The following is a 13,035-nucleotide window of genomic DNA, read 5'->3' on the forward strand; positions in this document are numbered from 1 at the left end:
ATTTTATGATTTGGAATATTTTAATCGAATTCATAGGTAGTTTAGGAATATTTTTATATGCACTCGAATTGATTTCAAAAGAAAGTCAAAAAATTTTCGGTGAAAATATAAAAGAATATTTAAAAAAATTAACTCAAAATAAATACAAGTCTATTGCTACTGGAGCTATTGTAACAGGAATAATTCAATCGTCTTCGGTTGTATCAGTTTTAATTGTTAGTTTGGTAAATTCGGGTATTTTAACTTTAAAAGATTCAATAGGACTGATTTTAGGAACTAATATTGGTACTACTGCAACTGGTTGGATATTTAGTTTTAAAATAACTAATTTTTCAATACCTTTAATAGCTATAGGAAGTACAATCTATTTTTTTTCAAGCAAAGAGATTCAAAAATCAAAAGGAAAGTTTATATTTGGTTTTGGGTTATTACTTTTAGGTTTACAATATATGAGTAGTTCTATAAATCCTTTAAGAAATAATGCTGATTTTATAGCTCTTTTTACACTCTTTAAAGCTGATACTTATTCTAATATAATAAAAATTGTTGCTATAGGTACAGTTGTTACAGCTATAATCCAATCCTCTTCTGCGGCAGTAGGAATTATCTTAACACTGGCTCTTCAAGGATTAATAAATTTAGAAACGATATTAGCTTTAATATTAGGAACAAATATAGGAACAACAATCACTCCTGTTATTTCTGCCTTAAATAGTAATTACGAAGCTAAAAGAACGGCATTACTCTGTTTTTTTATAAAGTTTATTTTAGCTATATTCTTTATTATAATATTTCCTTCATATGTAAAAATTATAGAGATTTTAACAGCATCTAATGGAATAGCAATAAAAACTGCTGTAGCAAACACTTTTGTAAATGTTATAAATACTCTTATATTTTTACCTTTCTTTGGAACTATTGAAAGAATGTTTGCTAATATTTATAAAGGAAAAGTTGATAAAAAATCGATTTCAGTAACAGAGTTAAATACATTTTTAGAAATAACATCAAATACAATGATAAACATTTTTAATAAAGAGATAATTAAAGTTATGAATATTATTGAAGAGATTTTTGAAAAAAATGAAGATAAAAAAAGTTATAAAAAAATTACACTTATAGAAAAAGAGGTGCTTGAGTATTTCATTTTAAAATCTAATACTTTAGAAAAAAATATAGATAGTTTTAAAATTTATAGATATATTAAGATTCTAATTGAACTAAAAATCATAGCAAAATATCTATTAAAAATAAAAAAAAGCTTATTAAAAGAGAATCTGAGAAAAGAGATTATGAATTTTTATAAAGTTTTAAATATTATTTTTGATGATATTAGAATATCTTATGAAGATAAAAAAGTTGATCAGTTAGAAACTTCTTATGAAAATATACTTTTTTTAGAAAAAGAAATCAGTAGTTTCGAAGAAAAAGAATCAAATTTAGAAAACTTAAAAATATTAACATTATATAAACGAATAATCGTTCATTTTAAAGATTTAGTAAAATTAAACCAAAAAATATTTGGAGGAAAAAATGATCGGAATTGATGAGACAAATATATTTTATCTACTACTTCAACTTTCTATAATCTTTGTATCAACAAATTTTATAAATAGTTTTTTGAAGAAAATAAACCAACCCACTATAACAGGTGATTTATTAATAGGGATTATTTTAGGTCCTACAATATTAGGTACATTTTTTCCTAAAATATATAACTTTATATTCCCACAAAATCTTGTCCAAGTAGCTATGTTAGATACATTAGGGTGGTTTGGATTATTTTTAGTACTTTTGTCAACTGGAATAGAAGTAGATTTTTCAAGTATTTGGAAACAAAGAAAAAATGCAATAGTTATTTCTGCTTCAGATATAGTAATACCTATACTATTCTCTATGATTTTTATTTATTTTTTACCTAATATATATTTTGAATTTAGTGATAATAAATTTATAACCTCTTTTTTTATATCCGTTATTATGACAATAAGTGCTCTTCCTATTGCTATTAGAGCTTTACGAGAAGTTGGAATAATGAAAAGTGATTTAGGATTTTTAATAATATCAGCACTCACAATTAACGATATAATTGGATGGATTATATTTACACTTTTACTTTCTCTTTTTTCACTGAAATCTTTTAATTGGGAGATAGCTCTAAAAATCGTAGTATATACTGGAATTTTTACATTTTTAGCTCTAAATATAGGAAAAAAAGTTGTAAATTGGCTCTTTTCAAAAGTTGTTAATCAAGATAGTGATGGTATTCAAGGAGTGCTAACTATTTTAATATCAACTGGTGTTATTTTTGGTTTGATAACTTTAGAGATTGGCATTCATACACTTTTTGGATTTTTTATAGCTGGAATTGTAGCTGGTGATTCACCGATTTTCACAAAAAGTGCTAGAAACACCGTACATAATTTTGTATATTCTATATTTGCATCTTTATTCTTTGTAAATATTGGTTTGAAAATCAATTTTTTTGAAAATTTCAACCTATTCTTAGCTCTTTTTATAACTGTTGTTGGTGTTGCTGGTAGATACTTAGGAGCTTGGATTGGTTCAACTTTATCAAATAAAACAAAATATAGAAATATAATATCAATAGCTCATACTCCTGGAGGAGAGATGCACATAGTCGTGAGTCTGATAGCTTTAAGTTTCGGATTATTAAATAAAGAATTATTTGTAGCGATAGTTTTCGCAGCAATTCTTTCGTCTATAATTGGTGGTCCTTGGTTATCATTTGCTTCTAAACGTTTTAACTATTTAGAAAGTTTTGAAATTTTAATATATCCAGGAATAAAATTAAAAGCTCAAAACAAAAAAGAAGCGCTTTGTAAATTGTTAAATCAATTAAATTTAGAATACAATGAAACTAATATTTTAGAAAATGCTTTACATAGAGAAGAGATTAGTTGCTCTGGATTAGAAAATAGCATTGCTATTCCCAAAGGAAATATAAAAGGTGAAACTAAAACAAAAATTTTATATGCACGCTTAGAAAATCCTATAAATTGGGACTCTTTAGATGGAAAATTTACTAAAAATATATTCTTAATATTAACTACTGAAAATGAGGAAGAAAATCAAATTAAAATAGTTAAAAAACTTACAGAGTTTTCTAAAAAATGTGATGCTATCAGTGAAATAAATACAATAGTTTTAGAAAAAGATGTTGAAAAATATATATTAGAAAAAATTCTAATATAAGAAAAAAATCCCTGACCTGAGAAAATTTCTAAGGTCGGGGTTTTCTATTTTTTCTGATATCGATAAATATAATATTTTATTTACGAATCTTTTATCAAGCCTATCTTATTGTGATGGTAGTTTATTTCCAAATTATATTAGGTTTTCTTCTTGGAGTAGTCCTTCTGTACTTTATATTTGGATAACCCACTACCATACATGCCACTAAGTTTTGAGATTTGTCAATTCCTAAAAACTCTTTTATTGCTGGATTTTCCTCTGCTGCTCTCACTAAGAAACCACTAAATACAGTCCCTAATCCCAAAGCATCCACCATCAACTTCATATTTGCAGAAGCCAATCCTGCATTAAGAGCATGCTCTGACGTAACCATAATAAGAGCCGGTGCTTTAAAGAATAAATTGTCCTCTCCATCAGGATTTATAATAAAATCATCATGCATCTTTATCCACATCCCTGCATATTTTTTATACAAAGGATTTGTTGAATTTTCTAAAATATGATGTCCCATAGCTTTAAGAGTTTCTAAAGTCATTTTTCTAACATCTTGAATACTCTCTTTCACCACAACATAGTTTACATTTTGTGCATTACTTGCTGTTTGAGTAAATCTTCCAGCTTCTATTATTTTTAATATTTTTTCATTCTCTACATCTTGATTCTTAAAATGTCTAATTGTTCTTTCAAATCTTATAAAGTTTAAAAGATTATCTGCATCTAATTCAAAGCTATCTTTATCATATTCTATTACATCATTCATATCATATTCATCTGTAGAAATTGCTGCCACAGGGCAAACAGCTATACAGTGACCACACTTAAAACATCTTACATTTTTTATTTCAGCTTTTCCCTCTACCATCTCGATATCTTTTACAAAACAATCCTTAGTACACAGCTCACACCCGATACATTTTTCAGTATTAACCTTAAACATAAAATCATCCTCCAAATAAAAATTTATTTACTCATTATATTATATACCATTCTCCCAATAATTATATTAATTTTTTTCATTAAACATCTTTAATTTTACTATAAACATCTCCCTATCAATAACTATATCATATTCAATATCTCCTAAATCAGAGGCCTTTTGAACGATAGATAATCCCAATCCCATACCATCAAGTTTGAACTCTTCTGCATTTTTTCCTCTTGCAAAAGGCTGAAGTAGATTTTTTTTATCAATCTCAATTATTCCATCAAAACTATTTTCAATAAATAAAAATTCATCTTTTTCAAAAATCTCTATTCTTCCTCCAACTTTACTATACTTTAAAGCATTCTGAATCAAGTTATTAAAAATCAATTTTAATAGTCTTGAATCGCCTAAGATATTACTTGTTTTAATAGAAACATTTATCTCTATATCTTTTTCAAGCTCTATTATATCATATTTTTCTAAAGCATCATTTAGAATTTCATTTAAATCCAACTTTTCTTTTTTTACTTTGAAAACACTACTATCTAACTTCGAAAGAGTCAACAGATTCTCTGTTAAATCCTTCATTTCATTTCCAACCTTTAAAATTATTTCGTGGTATCGTCTTTTCTCTGTTAAATCTAAAGTCTCCTCTTCTAAAAGAGCTGTGGCATGAGCACAAATAACTGCTATCGGAGTCCTTAGCTCATGAGAAGCATTTGATACAAAGGATTTTAAATTATTTATAGAAGTCGAAAGCTCATTTGACATCTTCTCTAAATTTCTACTCAAATCTCCAATCTCGTCCTCTCTAGGTATACTTATATTTTCTGGAAACTCTAATTTTGAAATCTTATCAGCTTTCTCCTTTAAATAACTTATATCTTTTGTTATTCTCTTTGAAAAAACAACTCCCGCAATCAACGAAATCAATGAGGCTATCAAAGCTGTAATTATATTAAATATATTACTCTCATGACTGTGAGATTGAATCACTGAAAGAGATGTTCTAACAAAAATAGCCTTCTCTTCTGAAAGCTTTTCAGCATAATACAAACTTTTTGCGTCATTTCCCAGAAGTTCTTGGACTTCAAACTTATTGTAAACAGGATTGTTTACATTAGTAGTTCTTCTCATCATATGATTTCCCATCATATGATTTTTTTTTATCGTTTTTACATCTATATCTATTCCCATAGCTTCTTTTACATCATAAACATAGTTTTCATAACTATCTTCTGATTGAGTTTCATATATATATCTACCAGTTTCAATCACTCTCATCATCATCTCTTTTTTTCTATATATATAAAATTTTTCTAAAAAAATAGCATTAAAAAAATAGTTTGTCAAAAGAGTTGTAAGTATTATAAAAATTGAAAATCCAAATATCTTTCGAAATAAATTCATTTTAATTTTGATTGAAAACATATCCAACTCCTCTTATTGATTTTATATAGTCACCATAGATTCCAAGTTTCTTTCGAAGACGAGTTACAAGAGTATCAACAGCTCTTTCCTCTCCACTAAACTCAAATCCCCAAACTTCATTTAATAAAGTCTCTCTTCCTAAAATTATATTTTCGTTTCTAAAAAAATATTCTAAAAGCAAAGCTTCTCTTTTGCTTAAAATTATCTCCTCTTCTCCATCTATAATAACTTTAAATCTATTGTAATCAAAAGTTAACCCATCTAAATTGAAAAACTCATCACTTTCCATTTTTAAAAGTTTCTTTATTTTTAATAAAATTATCTTTGTACTTATAGGCTTCGTAATATAGTCATCTGCTCCAAGCTCTAATCCATGTATTTCATCTAACTCTGTATCCCGAGCTGTCATTATAATTATTGGAACTTTTGAAAACTGTCTTATCTCTTTACAAATATCCCAACCATTTTTTTTAGGTAAATTTATATCTAAAAGAACTAGTGACGGTGAAAAAGAGTAAAACTCCTCTAAAGCCTCATCTCCTCTAGTTACTATCTTTATCTCAAATCTCTCTTTAATTAAAGTTTTTCCAATTATATTTGCTAAATTTTCTTCATCCTCTATAATAAGTATTTTTCTTTTCATCAACTTCACTCCCTATTCTCTTTCACTTTTCATCAATATATTATACAACAAAAAGACGAGTTTACCCCGCCTTTTTATTGCTTCTATATTATTTATCTCAACTATTAGATTAATTTGTTTTCATCATGTTTTGTTGCATTTCAGTCATGTGAGCAGCTCTGATATTTGCTATCTCTCCATTTAAAACCTCAACTTTTTTCATATCTGGGTTTGATGTATTCATAATTTTGCTTATTTCTAATCTTTTCTCTTGAATTTTTATCATATCACCTTGCATCTCTTTTCTTAACTCAGGAGACATATTCATTCCCATATGGTTTCCATTGTGTCCACCACTCATCATTCCACAGCTCATTGATCCATTCATCATTCCACCATTTCCATGATTCATTCCACCCATATTTCCATGTCCTTTAGCAAAAGATACCGCTGATAAAGCTAACATTCCTACAAATAATAATTTTTTCATTAAAATCACTCCCTTATCTATTTTTTATTTTTTCTCTGTTCTTTATACATCTATATTAACAAAAGTTTGTTACAGAATTGTTTCAATTGTATTTTTTATTTTTTAAATTTTTTGATATCTCTGTGGATTATTTTTTATATCTAATTTTAACTTTTGAATCTCTGTATCTCTATTTTTTTCTAACTCTTGAATTTTAGAGTTTAAAAACTCCAATTTTTTATTGTAATCTCTACTTGAACTTTTTAAATTTTTCAGTTCTATTTTATAGCTGTCTAATAACTTTTCATTTGTACCAAATATATATTCATAAGCTATCTTTTGCTCGGGTTTTAAATATAAATCAAACTCATTTAAATTAATCTCTTCTGAAGCTAAAATAGATGTTATATTTAAAATAACCGCTCCTAATAAAACTATTTTTTTCATACTTTTAATCCTCCAATAATAATTTTCCCATTTTTCTCTCACAAACATATTAACAATTTTATGTTTCTAATTTGTGTCAAAAATTGTATAATAATCTGAAACAAATTTTTAAAGGAGCTATTAAATTGAAAAAACAAGTTTTTGAAAGTTGGTTAGAAGGAATTGAATTAAAATCACATATAAAAAATCCAAATATATCTGTTGGTGATTTTTCTTATTACTCTGGTTATTATCACGAAAAACCTTTTGATGAATTTTGTGTGCGTTATTTACTAGGTGATAACAGTACTAAAAATTATAAAGAGATTTTTGGTGAGGTGTTTGAATTTGATAAATTAATTATTGGAAAATTTTGTTCTATAGGATCGGGAGCTATTTTTATGCTAGCTGGAAATCAAGGTCATAATTATTCATGGATATCAACTTTTCCATTCAATCCTAAAATTTTTCCAAATGCTAAAAATGGGTTCAAAAGAAAAGGAGATACTATTATAGGAAATGATGTTTGGATTGGAAGTGAAGCTCTTATAATGCCTGGAATTGAAATTGGCGACGGTGCTGTTATAGCTGCTAAATCTGTAGTCACTAAAAATGTTCCTCCATATACAATTGTAGGTGGAAACCCTGCAAAAATCATTAAGAAAAGATTTTCAGATGAAGATATTTCTAAACTTTTAGAAATAAAATGGTGGAATTGGGACGTTATTAAAATTAATGAAGCATTACCTTTTATTAATAGCGAGAATATTGATGACTTACTTTTATTTTCCAAACGTTAAATAAAAAATTTGACAAAACACTTTTAACATAGTATAAATATAGGGTATACGGGTATATTTATACTGTAATTATATATAGGAGAACGCAATTATCTATGAAATTTTTATTATTATTAAGCTTACTCTGCTCTGTATCTCTATACGGAAAAGAAAATCTACAAATTTCTAAATATTTCAAACTAAAAGACGCTACTAAAAGTGCAACAGCACAAAGATATAAAATTAATAATCTACCAAAAAGTAACACTAATGTTATCTACGCCGCTAAAAGACTCGATAAAGTTAAAGAGATTCTAAAAAAAGATATCTATATAACAAGTTGGTATAGAGGGGACTTATTAAACAAAAAAGTAAAAGGTGTCAAAAACTCTCAACACAAAGATGGCTTGGCTATTGATTTCAAAATAAATGGTAGTGCAAAAACTATAAAATCTAAATTGGATAAAGCTAATATAAGTTATGACCAATTAATATATTATCGTAAACAAAATAGAGTTCATATAAGTTTTAATAAAAATATATCAAAAGAAAGAAACCAATATATTTTAAGATGAATATTTTTACATAAACAAAAAACCGTGAAATTATATCACGGTTTTTTAATTTTTATTTAATTTTCTACTTAGCTCTCTTATAACTCTATTTTATAAGAAACATCATTAAAGATAAAATCTCTAACACATATTGATCCCTTCGGATGTTTTAACATCTTTTGGAAAACTTGAATTGTCAATTTTGTTATATTAAGATTACTTGAAATTAAATCCTCATTAGATTTCAATCCATAATATTTTGAAACCTCAAGCAACTTAGGCCATCTATTTCTTCCATTTGAATTTTTTATCTCAACAATATTTATATTTGTAAGCATTGTACAAAATTGTATTTTTTGATTTAAATCTAATGTACTTTCATTAAGCTTTACATTGTGTGTGACAAAATGTTTTACATCATTTGAAAAAATTTTAAAAGCTTCTTTATCCGTATTTTGAAACTCTTCTAAACGAATAAACTCACCAGTTTTTAAATTAAACCCCATTTTTATTGCTGTAATCTTTGGAATATCCAAAAGATTAGAGACAGTATCAACTGTATAAAAAATTATTTTTTTATAATCTTCTGATATCTCCTCTTTTTCTGGTTCAATTTTTTGTGAAGTCACAACATTTTTTCTTACTGTAACTTCGGGGTGTTGTGGAACTCTTACATTAGAACCTCTAACCCTTACTCTACTGGTATATTTAGATTTTTTAGAACTTTTTATATAAAAAAATAGCACCATTCCAATAGCGACAACTAGTATATATATCATCGTAAAACTATGCCTTTATTAATTTTAACTTCAATAAGTTATCTTTTGTTTTCTCAAGTTTGATAGATTTCAATTCAAAATCTAATTTCGCTAATTTAGGTATTAACTCATCTGCTATTTTTTCACATAACTCATGTTCTATTGAATGTCTATTTTGGTTTAAAATTTTCAAAATATATCCCTCCCGAATAAATTCTACAACTATATTTTATACTAATTTGTAGAGAAAAGGAAGACTTTTTTTATATAATTTTTCACTTCTTTTTTAAATATAATATTCCAAGTTATTAAACATAAAATCTCTGAGAATAAAGTACTTAACCAGATACCATTCAATCCTAAACTTTTAGAACTGATAAATAACACTACCGGGAAAAATACTATCGATCTAAATATTGAGATAATGTTTGATTTTTCAGGGTTATTTATAGCTTGATAATATCCAGATTGAATAACATTAATTCCTATAACAAAAAATGCAAGATTAAATATAGTCAGTCCTATATAAGTTTCATTTATAATAGATATATCGTTTGTGAAGAATCCAATAATTTTATTTCCCCAAATATATAGGATAATAAAATAAACTAAATTTATAGTAAGTGCTGCCATCATTGTAAATTTATAGAATTTAGAAACTTTTTCATAGTTCTTAGCTCCGTGATTAAAACTAAATAGTGGCTGAACTCCAAACGATAGTCCTAATAGTAACATATAAACGATTGTTGTTAAATAGTTTATAATTCCAAACGATGCCATTTGATTTTCATTTCCAATTTTTAAAATAGCTAAATTCATACAAAATATTATAATTGAAAATGTAATCTCCATAAAAAATGATGGAAATCCTATTCTTACAAAATTAAAAATATTCTCTTTATATATTCTACTTTTACCAAAAGAAAGATGACCCTTTTTAAATAGGAAGTGCAATAGTATAACTAAAACCGTTAGAATCTGCCCTAATCCCGTTGCTATAGCTGCTCCTTTTATTCCCCATTTAAAAATAAATATAAATATATAATCTAAAGCTATATTTAAACAAGCTCCTGAAACTGTAGCTATCATAGCTAACTTTGGGTTCCCATCATTTCTTATAAAGCTGCTCAAAGATATTCCAATTATGTTTGGAATACAAAACGCTACATAATATTTTAAATAGGTATTTCCAAGTTCTAATATTGTATCACTTGCACCTAAAAACATTATTATCTGTTTTGAAAATATAAAAAATGTAAAACTTAAAACTAAACTTAAAATTAATAAAAATAATAGTGTCTCTCTAAATATACTGATACCTTTTTTTATATTACCATTTCCAAAACTTTCAGATATAAGAGTTCCTCCACCAACTGCAAACATCGAAGCTATCCCAAAAAATAAAATTGAAATTGGCATAACTAAATTTACTGCTCCAAGTGCTAAAGCTCCAACTCCTTGCCCAACAAAAATACCATCAACTATAACATACATCGATGAGATAAACATTGCAAACACAGCAGGTACTGCGTACTTAATAAATTCTTTAAACATTTTACTTCCTCCTTTAATACTCTTTAGTGTATACTCTATTGTAACAATAGAGTCAAAATATATTTGGAGGAGAAATGATTTTTTCAATCGGTGAAACAGCAAAATTAAATAATATAACTATTCAAACCCTACGTCACTATGATAAAGAGGGACTTCTAAAACCCTCACATATAGATCAAGATACAAAGTATCGATATTACTCAATTGATCAATTTTTACAAATAGATTTTATTAAAAGATGTAAAGCTCTTGGATTCTCTTTAGATAAGATAAAATGTCTTTTATATGAAGAAAATAGCTTAGAAAATATTTTAGAATCAATAATTTTTCAAAAATATATGGTTCAATTACAAATTGAAAAGTTACAAAATCTGAAAAACAACTTAGAAGAGTTAGAAAATAATTTAGAACATGCTATTTTTAAGTTAGATAAATCTCCTGATTTAGAAGATATAAGCTTTTATATTTTAGGTAGTTCTAAAGGTGAAATGAAAAATATTGCGGATATTGAAACTCATATAAGAAAAGTTTTGAAAAGTTTTAAATCTCCTCATAACATCAGTGACACATTTATCGTTTTAAAAACGAATAAAGATTCTCCTGAAATCTATACTGAACTTATTATAGCTTCATATTCCATTAAAAGTGAAGTAAAATATTCAGCTCGTGGAGTCTCATTTTATACTGAAAGTGCAGCTTTCCATACTAAGGATTTCTTTAAAAAAATTGAAGATTTTAGTATAGAAAATAATCTTCAAACTAAGAATGAATATCTCGAAATAGCCTATGTCTCAAAGCTAGACAGTAAAAATAAAGAGAGATCTCTTGTAAGTATTTTCTCTCCAATAGATTTGTAAAAAACTCCTCGCTTGGATAGTCTAACTATCCTAACGAGGAGTTTTTATAGTAAAGGGTATTAATAATATAAAGTTATTTGTTAATTCTATTGTATCTTTGAATTATTCTATCAGAGTCAGCAATATGCTTATCTACAATTTTAGATACTGAAGTTTTTCCTTCGTAGTTTGCTTCCATAGCTTCAACCATTTTATCTCTAAGCTCTGGGAATACCCCTATAATAGCTCCTTGAGTTGAGTAAGATGGTTTTGTCTCTTTTATCTCAGCAACAGCAGTTCCAAATTGTGGATATTGTTCCATATTTTGTTTCATCTCTGCTGTATCGTAAGAAGCTTTATTTACTGGGTAGTATCCAGTGTTAATTGACCAATAAGATTGAACATCTTTTGATGTAGCATATTTAATAAAGTCCCAAGCTGCTTTTTGAGTTGAATCAGCAGATGAGTTTGTTATCCAAAGAGATGCTCCTCCAACAACACTTCCGTTGAAGTTTCCACTTTCATTTAAAACAAATCCTGTTCCAACTTCAAAGTTAGAGTTGTTTATAACTCCCTTAATTCCAGCAGATGAATCGAAATACATTGCTACCTTTCCAGATGAGAATGCTGTTCTTATAGAATCCCAGTCTCTTCCATATGACGTTGCAGAACCATCTTTATACATCCCTCTTAAGAATTCTAAAATTTTTGGTAAATCTTTTTTATATGTTACAGATGTTGGAGTTTCTCCAGTTCTTCCATTATTTTTATCTACATACGTAACTCCATCATTAGCTAAGAACTGCTCGATAAACCATCCATACATAAGTACTGCTGAACCGTATCTATCAACAGAACCGTTGCTGTTCTTTTTAACTAATTTCTTTGAGTACTCAGCAAACTCAGCATAACTTTTTGGTGGAGTGTTTGGATCTAATCCAGCTTCTCTAAATGCATCTTTATTATATATCATTATCGCTGTTGATGAGTTAAATGGCATAGAGTATAACTTTCCATCTATTCTGTAGTAGTTTAAAAGTGCATCCTCTAATGTATTTACATCAAACTTATCCTGCTCAATAAAGTTTTGCATAGGAGTTATAGCTCCACTGTTATACATGAATGATGTAGAGATATCATTCATTTGAATAAGAGTAGGTGCATCTTTTGTTCCTGATATAGCTTTAAATTTTCCGATTGTCTCTTCATAAGACCCTTGATAAATCGCTTCAATCTCTACACTGTTTTGAGAACTATTATAATCTGAAACAATTTTATTTAAGCTAGTTTGAAGCCCTCCACTCATCGAGTGCCAAAATACTACCTTTTCTTTTCCTAAAAGTGTTGTTGATAAAGTTAACCCCAATCCAAATGCTACTAATTTCTTTAAATTCATCTTTCCTCCCATTTATTTTAAAGTTTCTGTTAACTTAAAATTTATTGAAACTACTCCAATCCTTTGAGG

General features: G+C 27.2%; 14 protein-coding genes. 5 read left to right on the forward strand and 9 right to left on the reverse strand.

The features are described from left to right. The first annotated feature begins 5 nt into the window (after window positions 1-5). Both Q0O83_RS08720 and Q0O83_RS08725 read left to right on the forward strand, forming a co-directional pair. Window positions 6-1,547 (forward strand): Na/Pi symporter, encoded by a 1,542-nt coding sequence (locus Q0O83_RS08720; RefSeq protein ID WP_294096266.1) that lies wholly within the window; start codon window positions 6-8, stop codon window positions 1,545-1,547. Continuing rightward, complete coding sequence (locus Q0O83_RS08725) at window positions 1,534-3,216, forward strand: cation:proton antiporter (RefSeq protein WP_294096267.1); 1,683 nt, start codon at window positions 1,534-1,536, stop codon at window positions 3,214-3,216. Before Q0O83_RS08720 ends, Q0O83_RS08725 begins: the two co-directional genes overlap by 14 nt. A gap of 121 nt (window positions 3,217-3,337) precedes the next feature. Here Q0O83_RS08725 and Q0O83_RS08730 read toward each other — a convergent pair whose 3' ends face one another. The 5 genes from Q0O83_RS08730 to Q0O83_RS08750 form a co-directional block, all read right to left on the reverse strand. After that, window positions 3,338-4,153, reverse strand: a complete 816-nt coding sequence (locus tag Q0O83_RS08730) for a nitroreductase family protein (protein ID WP_294096269.1) — start codon at window positions 4,151-4,153, stop codon at window positions 3,338-3,340. Between the two features lie 66 nt (window positions 4,154-4,219). Further along, window positions 4,220-5,551 carry a HAMP domain-containing sensor histidine kinase gene (locus Q0O83_RS08735; RefSeq protein ID WP_294096271.1) on the reverse strand — a complete coding sequence of 444 codons (1,332 nt, stop codon included), beginning with the start codon at window positions 5,549-5,551 and terminating at the stop codon, window positions 4,220-4,222. A 1-nt stretch (window position 5,552) separates the two neighbouring features. Continuing rightward, window positions 5,553-6,215: a response regulator transcription factor gene (locus tag Q0O83_RS08740; protein ID WP_294096273.1), complete on the reverse strand. Its 663-nt coding sequence runs from the start codon at window positions 6,213-6,215 to the stop codon at window positions 5,553-5,555. A 109-nt stretch (window positions 6,216-6,324) separates the two neighbouring features. Continuing rightward, window positions 6,325-6,684: a hypothetical protein gene (locus Q0O83_RS08745; protein WP_294096277.1), complete on the reverse strand. Its 360-nt coding sequence runs from the start codon at window positions 6,682-6,684 to the stop codon at window positions 6,325-6,327. Between the two features lie 102 nt (window positions 6,685-6,786). Further along, complete coding sequence (locus tag Q0O83_RS08750; protein ID WP_294096279.1) at window positions 6,787-7,110, reverse strand: hypothetical protein; 324 nt, start codon at window positions 7,108-7,110, stop codon at window positions 6,787-6,789. A gap of 161 nt (window positions 7,111-7,271) precedes the next feature. On the opposite strand from Q0O83_RS08750, the gene Q0O83_RS08755 reads away from it, so the two are divergent. Both Q0O83_RS08755 and Q0O83_RS08760 read left to right on the forward strand, forming a co-directional pair. Next, complete coding sequence (locus Q0O83_RS08755) at window positions 7,272-7,889, forward strand: CatB-related O-acetyltransferase (RefSeq protein WP_294096296.1); 618 nt, start codon at window positions 7,272-7,274, stop codon at window positions 7,887-7,889. A gap of 95 nt (window positions 7,890-7,984) precedes the next feature. Beyond that, window positions 7,985-8,443, forward strand: coding sequence for a D-Ala-D-Ala carboxypeptidase family metallohydrolase (locus Q0O83_RS08760; protein ID WP_294096282.1), 459 nt, complete (start codon window positions 7,985-7,987; stop codon window positions 8,441-8,443). A gap of 77 nt (window positions 8,444-8,520) precedes the next feature. Here Q0O83_RS08760 and Q0O83_RS08765 read toward each other — a convergent pair whose 3' ends face one another. The 3 genes from Q0O83_RS08765 to Q0O83_RS08775 are packed head-to-tail and all read right to left on the reverse strand — an operon-like array spanning window position 8,521 to window position 10,734. Next, the gene (locus tag Q0O83_RS08765; RefSeq protein WP_294096284.1) at window positions 8,521-9,201 is read right to left on the reverse strand and encodes a hypothetical protein; all 681 of its coding nucleotides are present in this window, start codon (window positions 9,199-9,201) and stop codon (window positions 8,521-8,523) included. A gap of 7 nt (window positions 9,202-9,208) precedes the next feature. Then, window positions 9,209-9,373 (reverse strand): hypothetical protein, encoded by a 165-nt coding sequence (locus Q0O83_RS08770; protein WP_294096287.1) that lies wholly within the window; start codon window positions 9,371-9,373, stop codon window positions 9,209-9,211. 41 nt (window positions 9,374-9,414) lie between these two features. After that, window positions 9,415-10,734, reverse strand: coding sequence for an MATE family efflux transporter (locus tag Q0O83_RS08775; protein WP_294096289.1), 1,320 nt, complete (start codon window positions 10,732-10,734; stop codon window positions 9,415-9,417). Window positions 10,735-10,808: 74 nt separating this feature from the next. On the opposite strand from Q0O83_RS08775, the gene Q0O83_RS08780 reads away from it, so the two are divergent. Next, window positions 10,809-11,591 (forward strand): MerR family transcriptional regulator, encoded by a 783-nt coding sequence (locus Q0O83_RS08780; RefSeq protein ID WP_294096292.1) that lies wholly within the window; start codon window positions 10,809-10,811, stop codon window positions 11,589-11,591. Window positions 11,592-11,664: 73 nt separating this feature from the next. On the opposite strand, the gene Q0O83_RS08785 is transcribed toward Q0O83_RS08780, so the two are convergent. Further along, the gene (locus Q0O83_RS08785; RefSeq protein WP_294096294.1) at window positions 11,665-12,966 is read right to left on the reverse strand and encodes an ABC transporter substrate-binding protein; all 1,302 of its coding nucleotides are present in this window, start codon (window positions 12,964-12,966) and stop codon (window positions 11,665-11,667) included. Window positions 12,967-13,035 lie beyond the last annotated feature (69 nt).

Source organism: uncultured Cetobacterium sp. (assembly GCF_945952365.1).
In the GTDB taxonomy this organism is placed as follows: Bacteria; Fusobacteriota; Fusobacteriia; order Fusobacteriales; family Fusobacteriaceae; genus Cetobacterium_A.